General features: G+C 52.2%; 18 protein-coding genes. 12 read left to right on the plus strand and 6 right to left on the minus strand.

Annotated features, from left to right (window positions below; genetic code table 11):
• Positions 1–2: 2 nt before the first annotated feature.
• Together modB and modC are read left to right on the plus strand one after the other, a co-directional pair.
• A complete protein-coding gene (gene modB / locus H7U06_RS01360; RefSeq protein ID WP_175624437.1) occupies positions 3–677 on the plus strand; it encodes a molybdate ABC transporter permease subunit in 675 nt (224 codons plus the stop codon).
• Positions 674–1,750: a molybdenum ABC transporter ATP-binding protein gene (gene modC / locus H7U06_RS01365; RefSeq protein ID WP_175624438.1), complete on the plus strand. Its 1,077-nt coding sequence runs from the start codon at positions 674–676 to the stop codon at positions 1,748–1,750. Before modB ends, modC begins: the two co-directional genes overlap by 4 nt.
• 10 nt (positions 1,751–1,760) lie before the next feature.
• Here modC and H7U06_RS01370 read toward each other — a convergent pair whose 3' ends face one another.
• Positions 1,761–2,849 (minus strand): substrate-binding domain-containing protein, encoded by a 1,089-nt coding sequence (locus H7U06_RS01370; RefSeq protein WP_175624439.1) that lies wholly within the window; start codon positions 2,847–2,849, stop codon positions 1,761–1,763.
• Between the two features lie 273 nt (positions 2,850–3,122).
• Here H7U06_RS01370 and H7U06_RS01375 point away from each other — a divergent pair, with 273 nt between their 5' ends.
• From H7U06_RS01375 to H7U06_RS01400, 6 genes are all read left to right on the plus strand, one after another.
• A complete protein-coding gene (locus H7U06_RS01375; protein WP_124572804.1) occupies positions 3,123–3,602 on the plus strand; it encodes a formate dehydrogenase subunit gamma in 480 nt (159 codons plus the stop codon).
• Positions 3,599–5,155 (plus strand): NADH-quinone oxidoreductase subunit NuoF, encoded by a 1,557-nt coding sequence (locus H7U06_RS01380; protein ID WP_175624440.1) that lies wholly within the window; start codon positions 3,599–3,601, stop codon positions 5,153–5,155. The genes H7U06_RS01375 and H7U06_RS01380 overlap by 4 nt, the downstream gene beginning before the upstream one ends.
• 33 nt (positions 5,156–5,188) lie before the next feature.
• Entirely contained in the window at positions 5,189–8,062 is a 2,874-nt protein-coding gene (gene fdhF, locus H7U06_RS01385) for a formate dehydrogenase subunit alpha (RefSeq protein WP_175624441.1), read from the plus strand.
• A 29-nt stretch (positions 8,063–8,091) separates the two neighbouring features.
• Positions 8,092–8,919 carry a formate dehydrogenase accessory sulfurtransferase FdhD gene (fdhD, locus tag H7U06_RS01390; RefSeq protein WP_175624442.1) on the plus strand — a complete coding sequence of 276 codons (828 nt, stop codon included), beginning with the start codon at positions 8,092–8,094 and terminating at the stop codon, positions 8,917–8,919.
• A 21-nt stretch (positions 8,920–8,940) separates the two neighbouring features.
• Positions 8,941–9,171, plus strand: a complete 231-nt coding sequence (locus H7U06_RS01395) for a formate dehydrogenase subunit delta (RefSeq protein ID WP_175624443.1) — start codon at positions 8,941–8,943, stop codon at positions 9,169–9,171.
• A 100-nt stretch (positions 9,172–9,271) separates the two neighbouring features.
• On the plus strand, positions 9,272–10,084 hold the full coding sequence (locus tag H7U06_RS01400; protein WP_124572799.1) for an extracellular solute-binding protein: 813 nt from the start codon (positions 9,272–9,274) through the stop codon (positions 10,082–10,084).
• A 107-nt stretch (positions 10,085–10,191) separates the two neighbouring features.
• Here the strand turns inward: H7U06_RS01400 and H7U06_RS01405 are convergent, their stop codons facing one another.
• From H7U06_RS01405 to H7U06_RS01415, 3 genes are all read right to left on the minus strand, one after another.
• Positions 10,192–10,374, minus strand: a complete 183-nt coding sequence (locus tag H7U06_RS01405) for a hypothetical protein (protein WP_124572798.1) — start codon at positions 10,372–10,374, stop codon at positions 10,192–10,194.
• 277 nt (positions 10,375–10,651) lie between these two features.
• Positions 10,652–10,894 (minus strand): hypothetical protein, encoded by a 243-nt coding sequence (locus tag H7U06_RS01410; protein ID WP_175624444.1) that lies wholly within the window; start codon positions 10,892–10,894, stop codon positions 10,652–10,654.
• A gap of 20 nt (positions 10,895–10,914) precedes the next feature.
• A complete protein-coding gene (locus tag H7U06_RS01415; RefSeq protein WP_175624445.1) occupies positions 10,915–11,403 on the minus strand; it encodes a hypothetical protein in 489 nt (162 codons plus the stop codon).
• Positions 11,404–11,556: 153 nt separating this feature from the next.
• On the opposite strand from H7U06_RS01415, the gene H7U06_RS01420 reads away from it, so the two are divergent.
• Entirely contained in the window at positions 11,557–12,516 is a 960-nt protein-coding gene (locus H7U06_RS01420) for a LysR family transcriptional regulator (protein WP_012081482.1), read from the plus strand.
• Between the two features lie 53 nt (positions 12,517–12,569).
• Here the strand turns inward: H7U06_RS01420 and H7U06_RS01425 are convergent, their stop codons facing one another.
• Both H7U06_RS01425 and H7U06_RS01430 read right to left on the minus strand, forming a co-directional pair.
• The gene (locus tag H7U06_RS01425) at positions 12,570–13,262 is read right to left on the minus strand and encodes a type 1 glutamine amidotransferase (RefSeq protein WP_175624446.1); all 693 of its coding nucleotides are present in this window, start codon (positions 13,260–13,262) and stop codon (positions 12,570–12,572) included.
• Positions 13,263–13,390: 128 nt separating this feature from the next.
• A complete protein-coding gene (locus tag H7U06_RS01430; RefSeq protein WP_175624447.1) occupies positions 13,391–14,212 on the minus strand; it encodes a class I SAM-dependent methyltransferase in 822 nt (273 codons plus the stop codon).
• A 73-nt stretch (positions 14,213–14,285) separates the two neighbouring features.
• Here H7U06_RS01430 and H7U06_RS01435 point away from each other — a divergent pair, with 73 nt between their 5' ends.
• From H7U06_RS01435 to H7U06_RS01445, 3 genes are all read left to right on the plus strand, one after another.
• Entirely contained in the window at positions 14,286–14,717 is a 432-nt protein-coding gene (locus tag H7U06_RS01435; RefSeq protein ID WP_175624448.1) for a helix-turn-helix domain-containing protein, read from the plus strand.
• Between the two features lie 174 nt (positions 14,718–14,891).
• A complete protein-coding gene (locus H7U06_RS01440) occupies positions 14,892–16,922 on the plus strand; it encodes an AsmA family protein (RefSeq protein ID WP_175624449.1) in 2,031 nt (676 codons plus the stop codon).
• A 517-nt stretch (positions 16,923–17,439) separates the two neighbouring features.
• A complete protein-coding gene (locus H7U06_RS01445) occupies positions 17,440–17,586 on the plus strand; it encodes a hypothetical protein (RefSeq protein WP_175624450.1) in 147 nt (48 codons plus the stop codon).
• The last annotated feature ends 151 nt before the right edge of the window (positions 17,587–17,737 follow it).

Genomic DNA, 17,737 nt, shown 5'->3' on the forward strand with positions numbered 1-17,737 from the left:
CGTTGTTCACCGATCCTAATATCGGTGCGATTGTCCTGACCCTCAAGCTCGCCAGTCTCACCACTATCATTCTTCTCTTGATAGGTACGCCTTTGGCGTGGTGGCTGGCGCGCACACGTTCCTGGTTGAAAGGTCCGGTAGGCGCGTTCGTTGCGCTGCCTATCGTGCTGCCGCCTACCGTCATCGGCTTCTATTTGCTGGTGGCGCTCGGCCCCAATGGCCCGGTCGGGCAGCTGACGCAAGCAATGGGCTTAGGCACCTTGCCCTTCAGTTTTACCGGCCTGGTCGTCGGTTCGGTTTTTTACTCGATGCCCTTCGTAGTACAACCTATCCAGAACGCTTTTGAGGCGATGGGCGATCGCCCGCTCGAAGTGGCCGCTACTTTGCGTGCGTCCCCACTCGATACTTTTTTCAGTGTCACCCTGCCATTGGCCAAACCCGGTTACCTGACCGCTATCGTGATGGGCTTTGCTCATACCGTCGGCGAGTTCGGCGTGGTGCTGATGATAGGCGGCAATATCCCGAATCAAACACGCATGATTTCTGTACAAATTTACGACCATGTAGAAGCACTTGAGTACGCGCAGGCGCATTGGCTGGCAGCCGGTATGCTGGTGTTCTCGATGCTGGTACTGATCATCCTGTACACATTGAATCCAACCGGACGGCGCAAATGAGCGATATCCGAGCACGATTCAATATCGCTTACAGTGCGTTCAAACTGGATGTAGACCTGAGCTTGCCGGGTCGTGGCGTGACTGCATTATTTGGTCCGTCCGGCTCCGGCAAAACTACCTGCCTGCGGGCGATGACCGGACTGGAGCGCTTTCCCGGCTCCTATCTGGAAGTCAACGGTGAAGTCTGGCAGGACGACGAACGTAATATCTTCCTGCCGACGTTCAAACGGCCACTGGGTTATGTGTTCCAGGAAGCCAGCCTGTTTCCACACCTGAGCGTACAGCGCAATCTGGAATACGGCATGCGCCGGGTTCCGCGCGCCATGCATCAGGTCTCGCTGGATCAGGCGGTGGCCTTGCTGGATATCGGCCATCTCTTGCAACGCAATCCGGACAAGCTATCGGGCGGTGAACGTCAGCGCGTTGCCATCGCCCGCGCACTGGCGACCAGCCCGCGCATCCTGTTAATGGATGAACCGCTGGCCGCACTCGACAGCAAGCGCAAGGAAGAAATCATGCCGTATCTGGAAAGACTGCATGATGAGCTGGACATCCCGGTCATCTACGTCAGCCATTCGTCGGACGAGGTCGCGCGCCTGGCCGATCATTTGGTGCTGCTGGAAAACGGCAAAGTCGTCGCCAGCGGTGCCACCAGTGATCTGATGACGCGCCTGGATCTGAATTTCGCCCACGGCGATACGGCCAGTGCATTGGTGGCCGCAACGGTGACTGCACATGACGCAAGCTTCCATCTGACTTCTGTCGAGTTCTCCGGTGGCCAGCTGTTGTTACCGCAACAGGCCGCCACCATCGGTCAGCAGATCCGCGTACGGATACAGGCGCGTGACGTCAGCTTAAGCCTGACACCACAACGTGATAGCAGTATCTTGAATATTGTCCCGGCAACCGTCGCAGAGTTGTCTGACGATGCAGCGGGGCAGGTGATGATAGGACTGGATGCAAATGGCACGCGCCTGCTGGCACGTATCACGCGCAAATCATGCGAGGCCATGGGCCTGGCGCTGGGTACGCCAGTGTTTGCGCAAATCAAGGGTATCGCTATTCTTAAATAGCGACACCTCTTTAGATGGCTGCCATTTTTGCGTGGCCGAAAGCTTCCGACAGCAACAGGATCTTGCCGGTGTCACTGGAATCATACCCGGCAAGACCATTAATCACTTTGCGGAAATATCCTGACTGCACGACGTCTATGACCAACTGTATCAGCGGGTCATCCATGATGGACAAAGGCAGCGCCAGGAAATAGCGTTCACGTATCAAAGGAATGAAGTCCAGGCTGAAACGTTGTGCTGCGGTCTGCACGCCTACGCCCACATCAGCCATGCCGCTGGCTATATAAGCAGCGACCGCTGAATGGGTGAATTCATTGCTTTGATAGCCTTCGATATCAAACGGCGAGATATTCGCGCCTGCCAGCATCAGCTCCAGCAGCATGCGGGTGCCGGAACCAATTTGCCGGTTCACGAAGCGCACGCCTGGCCGTTTCAGATCTTGTAAAGTTTGTATGCCTTTCGGATTGCCAGGTGCCACAAACATGCCCTGGGTGCGTATGGCCAGATGGATCAGGCAGTGTTCACGCGGATTGAGCCACTGGGTATAGCGCTCCACCGCTTTCTTCTCAAAGTCCCCGAGCGGCACGTGAAAGCCCGCCAGATCACATTCATTTCGTGACAAAGCAGCAACTGCATCGGTGCTGTTGCGATAACGCAAATCGACCGGCAGATTGGCTTCTGTTAATTGATGCAGCAAGGCATCGACCGCAAAACCATGGCTGGCGTCGAGGCGGAGCGGCTTGGTTTTGCCGACGATGGTTTTGCCGATTTCGCTTTCCAGCTCGGAAGCCAGACTTTCCAGGGTAGGGGACAGGCGCGCGCGGATGCGGCGATCCGCCCAGATCAATTTTTCCGCCAAAGGCGTCAATGTCGTCCCGCGACCGCGATCCGTATTTAACAAAGCCGTACCGAAAAGTTTTTCCGCTTCGCGCAGCAAGCCCCAGGAATAGCGATATGACAAGTCGACCAGGCGCGCGGCCTTGGAGATCGAACCGGTCTTCTGGATCGACATTAATAGATTGAGCAATACCGCCGTGTCCAGCGGGGCGTCATTGCTGTGGGTAATTTCCCAATGGGGATTAATGACAACTTTAAACATAAGCCATACCGCCTATCAGTTCGCTAATGCAAGCGACGGGTGTCCTTGATGTAGCGTTTACGCCTCTTTTTAGGTTATGCAGAAGATAGCCTATTGAAGCTAGTGTTTACCAGTGCTACCTTTCGGATGTTGCAAAGGTGCGCCCGCAAACTATATGCTATAAAAAGCATATATACAAGATAATTTTTAACAAGGAAGCAGTATGGTTTCGTTCGATTTCACGACCTCGCGGCAAGTAGTATTGCCATCGGTGTCGCTAGCTGGAGACTCTAAGTGAACACCCAAACCCAATTTGATCTGGCCGCGGTCGAGGCCATTATTGCACAGCGCAAAGCTACACCTGGCGCGCTTTTGCCTATCCTGCACGACATCCAGGGTGTGGTTGGTTATATCCCGCCTAGCGTGGTTCCTGCGATTGCTGAGGGCTTGAACATCTCGCGCGCAGAAGTACACGGCGTGATCACCTATTACCACTTCTTCCGTCAACATCCGGTCGGCGAACACGTCGTCCAGATCTGCCGTGCAGAAGCTTGCCAGGCACGCGGTTGCGAATCGCTGGCTGACCATGCAAAAGAATTGCTGGGCTGTGATTTCCACGGCACCACTGACGACAACAAATTCACCTTGCAAACCGTGTACTGCCTCGGCCAATGCGCCAGCGGCCCGGCGATCCAGATCGATGACGACCTGTACGCCCGCGTCTCCAAGGAAAAATTCAATAGCCTGATCCAGGCCAAGCGAGGTGTGCAATGACCGTAACTATCTTTGTTCCACGCGACTCGACCGCCCTGGCGCTCGGCGCAAATGAAACCGCAGCAGCCATCGAACGCGAAGCCAAAGCACGCGGCATCGATATCAAACTGGTACGCAACGGTTCGCGCGGCATGTTCTGGCTGGAGCCACTGGTTGAAGTAGCGACCGACGCTGGCCGTATCGGCTTTGGTCCTATCGAAGAGCACGAAGTTGCTGGTCTGTTCGACGCTGGTTTCACCACCGGTGGCAGCCACCCGAAAGCTCTCGGCCTGACCGAAGAAATCCCGTACCTGAAAAAACAGGAACGTCTGCAATTTGCACGCGTAGGCATTACCGATCCGGTATCGCTGGACGACTACCTGGCGCATGAAGGCTATGTCGGCCTGAAAAACGCCATCGCGATGGAACCTGCTGCCATCGTGCAGCAAGTCACCGACTCCGGCCTGCGTGGTCGCGGCGGTGCAGCTTTCCCTACCGGTATCAAATGGAAAACCGTGTTGGGCGCAGAAGCTCCACAAAAATACATCGCTTGTAACGCCGACGAAGGCGACTCCGGCACCTTCTCCGACCGCATGGTGATGGAAGATGATCCTTTCATGCTGATCGAAGGCATGACCATCGCTGGCCTGGCAGTCAAGGCTACCGAAGGTTATATCTATGTGCGTTCCGAATACCCGCACTCGATCGCCAACCTGAACGAAGCAATCGCTGCAGCCAACGCCGCCGGTTACCTCGGTGAAAACATCCTCGGTTCCGGCCGCACTTTCAACCTGCAAGTACGTAAAGCTGCTGGCGCTTACGTTTGCGGCGAAGAAACCGCGATGCTGGAAAGTATCGAAGGCAAACGCGGCATGGTACGTGCCAAACCGCCACTGCCAGCGCTGCAAGGCTTGTTCGGCCAGCCTACCGTCATCAACAACGTGATTTCGTTGTCTGCAGTACCATTAATCATGTCCCGTGGTGCTGAGTTCTACAAAAACTTCGGCATGGGTCGTTCGCGCGGCACCTTGCCTATGCAACTGGCAGGCAACCTGAAATACGGCGGCCTGGTAGAAAAAGCATTCGGCGTGACCTTGCGCGAATTGCTGTACGACTTTGGCGGCGGCTCGGAATCCGGTCGTCCTATCCGTGCAGTACAAGTTGGCGGCCCACTCGGTGCCTACATGCCTGAGTCGCTGTTCGACACCCCGTTTGACTATGAAGCATTCGCTGCTGTTGCCTCGACTGTAGGCCATGGTGGCTTGGTCGCCTTCGACGATACCGTCGATATGGCCAAACAAGCACGTTACGCGATGCACTTCTGTGCAGAAGAGTCGTGCGGCAAGTGCACACCGTGCCGGATTGGTTCGACACGTGGTGTAGAAGTTATGGACAAAATCATCGCTAACCAGAATCGGCCACAGCAAATCCACCTGCTGCGTGATTTGTGCGATGTGATGGTAACGGGATCGCTATGTGCGATGGGTAACATGACACCATTTCCGGTGTTGTCTGCCCTGAACCACTTCCCAGAAGATTTCGGCGATCAAAAAACATTGGCAAACGCGGCTTAATCGGCAGCCTAAGCTTAGAAACTGGAGCGAAAAATGAATCAACTTAACGGTATCGACTACGGCACGAAAAAAAGCACGTCCGAAGTCATGATCTCCCTGGAAATCGATGGCGTAGCCATCACCGTGCCGCAAGGCACTTCCGTCATGCGTGCAGCAGCTGAGTACGGCATCAACGTACCTAAGCTGTGTGCTACCGACAGCCTGGAATCTTTCGGCTCTTGCCGTCTGTGCCTGGTTGAAATCGAAGGCCGTCGCGGCTACCCGGCATCGTGTACGACTCCTGCCGAAGCCGGCATGAAAGTCAAAACACAAACACCTAAGCTGGCAGACATCCGCCGTGGCGTGATGGAACTGTACATCTCGGATCACCCGCTGGACTGCCTGACCTGCCCAACCAACGGCAACTGCGAACTGCAGGACATGGCTGGTGTAGTTGGTCTGCGCGACGTACGTTACGGCTACGACGGCAGCAACCATCTGAAACTGGAAAAAGACGAATCCAATCCTTACTTCACCTACGACGCATCGAAATGTATCGTTTGTAACCGCTGCGTCCGCGCTTGCGAAGAAACACAAGGTACATTCGCTCTGACCATCGACGGCCGCGGCTTCACATCGCGCGTGTCAGCTGGTCAAAAAGAAGACTTCATTGATTCGGAATGCGTATCTTGCGGTGCTTGCGTAGACGCATGCCCAACCGCAACGCTGACCGAAAAAACCGTCATCATGATGGGTCAGGCAGAACACAGCAAAGTAACCACCTGCGCATACTGCGGCGTCGGTTGCTCGTTCAAGGCCGAAATGAAAGGTAATGAAGTAGTACGCATGGTGCCGAATCCGGATGGTAAAGCCAACCAGGGTCACGCTTGCGTCAAAGGCCGCTTCGCATGGGGTTATGCAACACATAAAGACCGCATGTTGAAACCGATGATCCGTAGCAAAATCACCGACCCATGGAAAGAAGTATCGTGGGACGAAGCGATCAACTACGCTGCTTCCGAACTGAAACGCATCCAGGCTAAATACGGCAAGGATTCGATCGGTGGCCTGGTTTCCTCGCGTTGCACCAACGAAGAAGGCTACCTGGTTCAGAAGCTGGTTCGCGCTGCATTCGGTAACAACAACGTTGACACCTGCGCACGCGTTTGCCACTCGCCTACCGGTTACGGCCTGAAAGTAACCATGGGTGAATCTGCTGGTACCCAAACCTTTGAATCGGTGATGAAGTCTGACGTCATCCTGGTCATCGGTGCTAACCCGGCGTCCGGTCACCCGGTATTTGCATCGCAAATGAAACGTCGCATCCGTCAGGGCGCGAAACTGATCGTTGTCGATCCACGTACTACCGAAATGGTTAAGTCGCCGCACATCCAGGCTGACTACCACCTGAAACTGAAACCAGGCAGCAACGTTGCTATCGTTAATGCACTGGCGCACGTCATCATCACCGAAAAACTGCACAAGCCTGACTTCATCGCAGCACGTTGTGAAGTTGACTCGTTCGAAGAATGGGCAGAATTCGTTTCGCTGCCAGAAAACTCGCCAGAAGCAATGGAAGAAGTGTCCGGCGTACCAGCTGCTGACATCCGTGCTGCTGCACGTCTGTTTGCAACCGGTGGCAATGCAGCGATCTACTACGGTCTCGGCGTTACCGAACACGCTCAAGGTTCGACCACTGTTATCGGTATCGCCAACCTGGCGATGGCAACCGGCAACATCGGCCGTGAAGGCGTCGGCGTGAACCCACTGCGCGGTCAAAACAACGTGCAAGGTTCTTGCGATATGGGTTCCTTCCCGCACGAACTGCCAGGCTATCGTCACGTCTCTGACTCCGTCGCACGTGCAGAATTCGAAGCAGTTTGGGGTTGCACACTGGAATCCGAACCAGGCCTGCGTATTCCTAACATGTTCGATGCAGCGATGGACGGCACCTTCATGGGTCTGTACTGCGAAGGTGAAGACATTGTTCAGTCCGATCCGAACACACAGCACGTTACCGCTGCTCTGGAAGCAATGGAGTGCATCATCGTTCAGGACATCTTCCTGAACGAAACAGCGAAATACGCACACGTCTTCCTGCCAGGTTCGTCGTTCCTGGAAAAAGACGGTACCTTCACCAATGCAGAACGTCGCATCTCGCGCGTACGCAAAGTGATGCCACCGAAATCGGGTTACGGCGACTGGGAAGTCACCCAAATGCTGTCGAACGCACTCGGCTATCCTATGAACTACAAACATCCACGTGAAATCATGGATGAGATCGCTGCGTTGACCCCGACCTTTACCGGTGTGAGCTTCAAGCGTATCGACGAATTGGGCGGCAGCATCCAATGGCCTTGCAACGCTGAAGCGCCAGAAGGTACCCCAACCATGCACACAGAAGAATTCGTGCGCGGTAAAGGTCGCTTCATCAATACCAAGTACTTCGGTGCTGGCGAGAAGGTCAATAAGAAATTCCCATTGATCCTGACCACCGGTCGTATCCTGTCGCAATACAACGTTGGTGCGCAAACCCGTCGTACCTTCAACAATATGTGGCACAGCGAAGATCGCCTGGAAATCCATCCACACGATGCGGAAGAACGCGGCATCAAGCAGGACGACTGGGTTGGTATTGAATCGCGTGCCGGTCAAACCGTATTGCGTGCAGATATCACCGAGCGTATCCAGCCTGGCGTCGTGTACACCACGTTCCACTTCCCTGAATCGGGTGCTAACGTGATTACGACCAACTCGTCCGACTGGGCTACCAACTGCCCAGAGTACAAAGTGACGGCGGTGCAGGTAATGCCGGTTGCCCAACCTTCGGAATGGCAACGCTCGTATAATCGCTTTAACCGCGAGCAAGAAAGCTTTGCCGCTGAGAAGATGATTCCACGTGGCTCGGAGTTGTCCACATCGAAGTAAGGTCTGAGGTCTGATAAAGGGTCTGTGTGATGAATGCAAGCACTGACGACGAACGTACGGCACTGGTTCGCGTCCCGGTAGAAAAATGGGACGCGGATCAGCACACTATCTGCGAGGATGACGTCGCGGAAGAAGTGCCGGTCGCGTTGGAATACAACGGTATTTCGCACGCCGTCATGCTGGCTTCGCCATACGACCTGGAAGACTTTGCGCTCGGCTTTTCGCTCAGTGAAGGCATACTGAAAGACAAGTCCGAACTCTACGATTGCGAAGTTGTGCCTGGCTGCGAAGGCATACAGGTACAAATGCGTATCGCGACGGAACGCTTCGTCACGTTAAAAGACAAACGACGCAACATGACCGGTCGTACCGGCTGTGGTTTGTGTGGTGCAGAAACACTGGAACAGGCAATACGCCATCCGCAGGCAACTGTCGGACATGCGATGTTTTCGGCGCAGCAGATTTACGCTGGCATGAAAGCCATGAAAGCGCAGCAACGCCTGCAGAAGCATACCGGCGCCACCCATGCAGCTGCGTGGATGAACCTGGATGGTTCAGTCGACCTGGTACGTGAAGATGTAGGGCGTCACAACGCGCTCGACAAACTGATCGGTGCCATGGCTGAAGACAAGCGTGATTTCACGCAAGGTGCGGCATTGATTACCAGCCGTGCCAGCTATGAAATGGTGCAGAAGTCGGCCACCATGGGCATCGGTTTCCTGGCGGCTATCTCGGCGCCTACCAGCCTGGCAATACAGTTGGCAGATGAAACCAATGTCACGCTGATCGGTTTTGTTCGTGATCAAAGCCACGTCGTTTATGCGCAAGCACATCGCCTGATACGCGAGTCGAAATAAATTATATTAAGGAAGAGCAGAATGAGCGGTAGCACAGTAGATAATCTGATCAAGATGGCTAACCAGATCGGCGACTTTTTTGAAACCATGAGAGATCGCAATAAATCCCTGGAAGAAATCGCGGGCCATCTGAAACGTTCGTGGGATCCACGTATGCGTCGTGCATTGATGGAACACGTCGAACACCACAATGGTGAAGGCTTGAAGCCTATCGTGCTGGATGCAGTACGCACCCACAAAATGCTGAACTGATTCCTATCGGGTTGTCCTGACGATCCAATACGATTACCATGGCTGCGCTACCCTCCGGGTTACGCAGCCATTTTCATTTATAACACCTACAGGAGAAACCATGTCACGTCGCCCATTATTGCGTTTTGCCGCCGTTGTTCTGGCATCTGCATTCGTCGCGCCACTCGGCTTCGCACAACAAATCATCAAACTCTCGACCACTACCAGCACCGAAAACTCGGGCCTGCTGCCTTATCTGTTGCCTGAGTTTGAAGCCAAGACCAATTCCAAAGTCCACGTGATCTCGGTTGGTACCGGCAAAGCCCTGGAACTGGCCAAGAACGGTGACGTCGATGTAACTCTGGTACACGCACGTTCGGCTGAAGATAAATTCGTTGCTGAAGGCCACGGCGTAGATCGCCGCGACGTGATGTACAACGACTTCATCATCGTCGGTCCTGCCAGCGATCCTGCCGGTATCAAGGGCAGCAAAGACGTACTCGCATCGATGAAGAAAATCGTCGATAGCAAAGCCAAATTCATTTCGCGTGGTGACAACTCCGGCACCGACGTCATGGAAAAAGCCTACTGGAAAGAAATCGGCGTGAAGCCTGAAGGCAGCGCGTATGTGTCCGCTGGTCTGGGCATGGGCGAAGTATTGACGATGGCAGGCGAACTGCAGGCTTACACTTTATCGGACCGTGCAACCTTCGGTGCCTACAAAGCCAAAACCGGCCTGGCGATCGTGGTGCAGGGCGACAAGAAGATGTTTAACCCATACGGCGTGATTGCAGTGAATCCAGCCAAGTACAAAGACATCAACTACAAAGGCGCCAAGCAGTTCATCGACTACCTGACTTCACCTGAAGGTCAAAAGAAAATCGCTGCTTACAAAATCGACGGCGAACAAGTGTTCTTCCCATCGGCCAAGTAAGTGGATAGTGCACCGTATGATCGCTGAGCCGGATCATGCGTAGTGCAGTAGCCTGGAACATACAGGCTGCACAAAAAACAAAAGCGCGGAATTCCGCGCTTTTTTATTTACAGCTGTTCAAATACGTCTTCGCTGGCTGTCTTTAATTCCTTCGCTTCTTCCAGCATCCTGCGGTGTTCTATGCGCTTGCGCATGATGTCCGCATGCTGCTTCGCTGTCATCGGCGGCGTAGTCATTAAATCCTTCAACAAAGCGGTATTGGAGTAGTTGTTTTTGATCAGACGGCCCAAGTTGCTTGACTCCGTAATTAAGCATCAACATCACTGCACTATCAGAACTGAAGCAGGCCAGATAGATGATGTGTAAAACGATTACCTTGCTGTATTTTGCACGAAATTAGCTTCTTTATCATGACATCGAAAAAAATAGCCGATTTAAACAACAGTCAGGCTTAAACGCTGTCTCAGTCATAGACGAAAAAAATCCCGCCGAGCTTGGGGCTCGCGGGACCTTGAGACCTTCCTTGAGAGGGAAGAAACAGCAACTGGTAAGCAGCTACCGAAACGATCATCCTTGTGGGCGGACCGCCTCGGTATCGGCGTTAAAACTTTTCCGGATGTGTGCAATTCGTGGTCGCAACGCCCGGGTGATGAGAACGGCGGCAAAGCTGCCGCCGCCATTCAGCACCACGCCAGATAACAGCGCTTGTACTGCAGGTGACCAACGTAATGCGTGTACGACGTAACTGGCATAAACGTTGCCTGCTACCAGTCGCATTAAATTGATCAGATAAATTTGATTACCGTTCAACTAAAACTCGCGCTACAGCGTTAAGCGTAGGCAGCTTGCATACGCAGCTTGGCTGCCAGTTCAGGTTGAGTCTGGGCAATCTGGTTCGCTTTGCGATTCAATGCAAAACGAGTCTGTGCCGGAGCCTGTGCCTGCACAACAGCGCGTTTGCTGATACGTTGTGGTGCGGAGTAAGCAGCACGCATACGCAGTTCAGCAGCCAGCGCAGGTTGTGTTTGCGCGATTTGGTTGGCTTTGCGGTTCAAAGCAAATGCGGTTTGTACCGGGCTGGTTGCAGCGACAGTGGCTTTCTTGGCAACAGCGACCTTTTGGCTAGGTGCCAGCGCCAGCAAGATGTTGCGCAGCAGGGCTACGGTCAATGGCTTAAACAGCAATGCCAGGGCAACTACACCAGCTACCGCGATGATCGCTGGACGTGCCGGGGTGTAGGCGAGGCCGATTGCAGCCAAAACAGCTGGAACGGCGATCAGCGCCGGGTTCGTGTATGTGCTATTCGATAAAGTAGACATGATGATTTCCTTTTTTCTCTGATAATCCTTGTTGTTGCATTGCAGTATAGGTAGGATAGAGATATAAATCTAATTTCAATTCAGGATACCAGTCATCGATTTCGTGAATATGTCTGCTAAGCTCCTGATAAGCCCTTTTTTGGTAAAAATAATATGAGTTTCCTCACCCTGGATTTGAACTTGCTGCGCGTTTTTGACGCCGTCATGACCGAGCAAAACCTGACGCGCGCCGCAAATTTGTTGGCAATGACACAACCCGCCGTCTCCAACGCGCTGCGCCGCCTGCGCGACACCTTGGGCGATGAGCTGGTGATCCGCACCGCCCACGGTGTCAAACCGACATCACGAGCCGAAGAGCTATGGCCGGTGGTACGTCGCGCGCTGTCTGACCTGGAAGCCGCGGTGACACCCGATACCTTTGACGTGTCCCGCGCCAACACAACTTTCCGCATGGCAATGGCTGATGCGACCGCTGCACTGTGGCTGCCTTTCCTGGTGCGCGCCATCGAAAAAGACGCGCCAGGCCTGAATGTACGCATGGTGCCGCTGACCACCCGCGAACCCCGCCCTATGTTGCTGCGCGGTGATATCGATCTGGCTATCGGCTTTTTCCCGGGCGTAGCCGCGCAACTGGCAAGTGGACAAAACACCGCTGTTTCGCAGATCCGCCACGAGCGTCTGTACACCGGTGAATATGTTTGCGTGATGCGGAAAAACCATCCTTTGGCCAAAGTCGAACTGACACTGGACAATTATTGTGCGGCGCATCATTTATTGGTGAGTTTTTCCGGCCGAGCGAAAGGTTTGATGGATGAAGCCCTGACCAACCTGGGCCGTGAACGCCGCATCCTGCTGACCGTGAATCAATTCTTTACCGCTGGTCGCGTCGTTGCCAGCTCGGATCTGATTACCGTCTTGCCACGCCATTTGATCGCTTCTACCGGTATGGCTGAAGCATTGATCGCCAAGGACTTGCCGTTTGAATTACCGGACGTGCACGTGGATATGCTATGGCACGAACGAGATGCGCGTAATCCTGCGCATAAGTGGTTGCGTGAGCAACTGAGCGCCAGCACCGAAGAAGGTATAGGCCGCGTCAAGAAACGACGCTAAACCGCATACCGGGCTGCATCTTCTGATGCAGCTATCAGTCTGAATGAATCTGCTTAATCTATATCGCAGACCAAATATTCAAGTATCGCCGCCATCAAGGCATTGATTTCAACATAGTTGCCGGGGCTGACATTACGCAACTCGGCTTCACTTTGTACATAGCGCTGCGGCACCAATTCATCAGCACAATGCCGGATGATGGAGTCCGCACTCTCCGGCGTGGTCTCCAGATGAAATTGCAGACCAATCACGCGACTTCCTACCTGGAACGCCTGGTTACGACAGGCAGCGCTGCTGGCCAGGCGGATGGCTCCTTCCGGTAAATCAAAGGTTTCACCATGCCAATGGAATACATCCACCTTGGCAGGGAAGGCCAGTCCATCCAGCATTGCCGGTTCAGCCACGATAGGAAACCAGCCTATCTCTTTCTCTGCTGCCGGATACACCTTAGCGCCCAGTGCATTTGCTATCAGCTGTGAACCCAGGCAAATACCCAGCACAGCTTTATGCCCGGCAATCGCTTCTGCAATAAAACATTTCTCGGTACGTAACCACGGCAAAGTGTCTTCATCATTCACACTCATGGGACCACCGAGCGCAATGATCAAATCAATGCCATCCAGCGACGGGAAGCGGTCTGATTCAAACAACCGTGTATAGCTGAAGGTCATATTACGTTGCAGCAGCCACTCTTCTATGCTGCCCAAACCTTCAAATGGAACGTGTTGTAGTACATGTACGTGCATACCAGGACCAAAGCGTGAGTTGATCGGATAGAGCAGGTGATGAAACGACAGAAGCGACGTTCGACACAGGACAAGGACTTTAACACGCGTTTCATTTTCGTTCCGGCGACATCATCAGAGCGGCGTTTTCATCCCGCGCTGGCCGTGACCTTCCAGCACGCCGCATTGAAGCTGACCTGCCTACCATGCACATAAGGCTCGAACGCGTGTCGCACGACCTGAATGACGCGGCTACGTGTTTGTTCATCCTCTCGTTGCAAGGCGCGACCCAGCGGTCCCATACGAGTCAGGTAAAGCGGCAAATCCTTTGCCTCAAAAGAACAAGGTACATCGATCGCTACGACAGCTGGCTCTTTCCAGCCACTTGCCTGCAGGATTTGCTTCACCCGCTCCTTGTTTGCAAATGCAAATTGCCCGGGCTCATCAGGTTTGCGTACCGGCATATGCGGCAGCAGGCTGCTGCCTACACGTTCCGCCGTCGTCATAAAGGGATTTTCATCCGCGCTACGCCAGGCAATAAACCTCAATTCAGCATGTGTACGTGCCGCCTGCCTCAAGTTGGTAAATGCAGCGACGGGATCATCAAAAAACATCATCCCAAACCGCGACATGATTACATCGAAACTCGCTGGCACAAACGCATATCTTTGTGCGTCATCACAGATGAAGCGCGTAGTTAAGCCTTGTTCCTTTGCGGCAGTATGCGCAACATCCTTCATCTGCTGCGAGATATCTATACCTGTGCATAATCCTTGCAACCCGAGTTGTCGCGATACAGCGATAGTGGTGCTGCCAGTACCGCAACCTACATCCAATACTTTGCTTGCACCACTGATGTCACGCACGAGCAGTGTGGCTATCGGTTGAAACATCTGCTCCACCAGCTGCTGAGTTTCTACCCATGCACGTCCTGCATCACCATTCCAGATGTTAGTTTGTTCAGTGTTCATGATTGCTTCCTTTTATACACATGTAAAAGCGGGAAGTGATATCGTGCAACTTAAAGTCTACTTGAGGTCAAGCATGGCAAGACTGGATATCGCCGAAGTTGTTGCACAAGCGGGAGTACCTGCATCCACGCTGCGCTACTACGAAGAAAAAGGGTTGATCAAATCCATAGGCAGGAGTGGATTGCGTCGCGTATTCGATGCCACCGTACTGGAGCGCCTGACGCTGATTGCATTGGGACGTGCCGCCGGTTTTGCGCTGGATGAAATTGCCGCCATGTTTGAAACCAACGGCAAGGTGAACCTGGATAGAAAGGTGCTTCTCAGCAAGGCGGATGAACTCGATCTCACTATCCGCAAACTATCTGCCATGCGTGACGGATTACGTCATGCTGCCAAGTGTGCAGCACCCAGTCATATGGAATGTCCGACCTTTAAAAAAATCCTGCGAGCAACTGCATCCGGCATCATTAGCGCACACACTCCGACCCGGGTTCGCAAAAAATAATTACCGCAGCATTGGCCCATCGTAAGTTCTATATTTTTTCACCGTAATTGCTAAAAACCCCCAGCTGTCTTAACGAAGACCAGTGCTGCGGATATTTCTTCACGGAATATCTTATTGAACTCGCAAGTTATCGCAGGGTCGTATTAATTCGTCTCCCACTATTTGAGTCCTTTTATGTCTCGTACAAAAAAAATAATGATGTGGAGCGCCATCGGCTTTTCCGCGCTATTGCTGATCTGTGTCTTGTTTCTGTTGATGTTTGACTGGAACCGGGCCAAACCATGGCTGAATGAAAAAGTCAGTGAAGCAACAGGTCGTCGCTTTGCCATCAATGGTGATTTGATCCTGACCTGGCAACGCGCCGAACCAGCTACCGGCACCTGGCGCGATTGGGTCCCGGCACCGCGCCTGAGTGCGCATGACGTCACCCTGGGCAATCCGGAATGGGCTAAAGCAGATAGCAATATGGCGGAGATAGGTCACATTACTTTCTCTGTAAATCCATTACCGCTGTTGAACAAAACCATCGTCATCCCATCGCTGCAGCTGGATGATCCCAACCTTGCATTGCAACGCGTCAGCAAAGATAAAGATAACTGGACCTTCAAACAAACCGAACCATCAGCCTGGACACTGGATCTGCAACGACTGTATTTTTATCGCGGCGAGATCACACTGAAAGATGAAGTTGAACATATCGATGCCAAAGCAAACATCGATACGCTCGAGCCTACAGCAGTCAATGACTTTGTAATGGGCTGGAAAATCACCGGTACTTACAACGGTGCACGCATTACTGGTGACGGTAAAGCGGGTGCTTTGCTTGCGTTAAAGAATGTAGATAAACCTTTTCCGCTGGAAGCAAAACTGAATGTGGGTAAAACCACCATACGCGTCAACGGCACAGTTACCAAACCACAGGAACTTGCCGCTATCGATATGCGTTTGTATCTGGCCGGTGCCAGCATGGCCGATCTGTATCCGTTGACTGGCATTACATTGCCGAAGACACCTGAGTTTTCCACAGAAGGACATTTGATAGGTGTGACTGATAAGCGCGGTGGCAAGTGGACCTATGAAAAATTCAAAGGCAAAGTAGGGGATAGCGATATTGCCGGTAGCCTGGTGTATGAAGCCAAGCAACCACGTCCTTTGCTGTCGGGCACGGTGGTTTCCAATTTGCTGCAACTAAGCGATCTTGGTCCAGTGATAGGTGCGGATTCCAACGAGAGCAAAAAGGAACGCGGCGTTGCTGCCAACCAACCTGCAAACAAAGTTTTGCCAGTCGAGAAATTTACGACTGAGCGTTGGGGCAGCATAGATGCAGATGTGAAAATCACCGGACATAAAATCGTCCACAGTGCTTCACTGCCTATAGAAAACCTCGATACCCATCTGAAGTTACAAGACAGCGTCATTACTTTGTCACCACTGAAATTCGGTGTCGCCGGTGGTAACTTGATCGGTGATATCAAACTCGATGGTCGCAATAATGTGATCAAGGCCGAAGCAAAAGTCTCAGCACGTCATTTGAAGCTGAAGCAGTTATTCCCAACCTTCCAGCCTATGCAAGCCAGCTTTGGTGAAGTCAATGGCGATACTTCCTTATCCGGTACCGGTAATTCGATAGCCAGCCTGCTCGCCACTTCGAATGGTGAAATCAAATCACTGATCAATGAAGGCACCATCAGCAAACTCTTGCTGGAACAGATCGGTTTGAATATCGGCAATATCGTCATCTCTAAATTATTTGGCGATAAACAAGTACAACTGAATTGCATGGCCACTGATCTTTCGGTTACCAATGGCCTGGTACAAACACGCACCTTCATTGTTGATACCAGCGATGCGGTGATGTATGTAACGGGTACCGTTGATTTGGCGAAGGAACAACTGAACCTGACCATCAAACCGGAAACCAAAGGTTTGCGCATTGTTTCCCTGCGTGCTCCGCTGTATGTGACCGGTGAATTCGCCAATCCGAAAGTAGGGGTGGATACCGGCGTGCTGGCATTGAAAGCGGGGAGTGCGGTAGCACTGGCTGTCGTTGCTCCAGTCACCGCTCTATTACCTTTGATTAATGTAGGTAACCCAGAAGAAAACAAATGCACCAGCTTACTCAAGGAAGCGCGCAGCAAACCGGTCGCTCCACCGCCTGGTAAAACCTATAAAGCCAAAGCAAGCAGCAAGGAAGCGGCAAAGTAGTTGATTTATCCATCTGATTTTGCCGGGCCTGTACAAGCTGTGCATAAAGCTCTGCAGAAACGGTGGATAGCTTGTGGATAATCCTGTGGAAAAAGAAGGCTGCATTTTTATCCCCGAACTATCCTAGGCAAGTACACCGTTTATGCAGGCTTTATCCAAATTCCAAGCCTTTGATTTTTATCAGGCTTTAGTGCTTATCCACAGAAAAGTGCTCGCGTTAACTATTACTACTAAACATATATATAAACAATCAATATAAAACCAGAATCGCGTTTTCTTCTCGAAGTTCAAAAAACCCAAGTCAAAAGCCTCTGTAAAAGCACTACTTTCATCTCATTGCAAAGCTGGCTAACAGCTGTTGCTTAGCAAATCCTTCCTGAAATACCCATCCTTGTACTGCGCAGCAGACAAAAGCCATCGTTTTTACTTTTTAGCTGCTGTTAAAAACGTCAGTACCTAAACGCTCATTCTTCATTTAAGAGTTCTGTAGCTGCTATCCAGGGCATTTGGAGCGGCAATGGACGGGGTAGGTACAGGATTTCATTTAAAAATCGCCTGCAAGCGGCAAATTTCATTTCCCGGTTCAGCAAAACTCGATTTTTTATACAAACCAGGGGTTGAGGAAATTTTTAAACAGCTGTTATCAAAAAATGAATTCAACTGAATTTGAAATTCATCTGTGATTTGTTTGGTAAAGAGGCTGTGGTCTTTCAGTTTTAAGGTTTTAGTTTTTAAAGCTTTTGCGCTTTTAGGTTTTAAAAAGGGTTTTCTGTTTTAAGTTAATTGTTTATATATATGTTTAGTAGTAATAGTTA

Origin of the sequence: Herminiimonas sp. Marseille-P9896 (genome assembly GCF_903993245.1) — a bacterium.
GTDB lineage: Bacteria > Pseudomonadota > Gammaproteobacteria > Burkholderiales > Burkholderiaceae_D > Oxalicibacterium > Oxalicibacterium contaminans.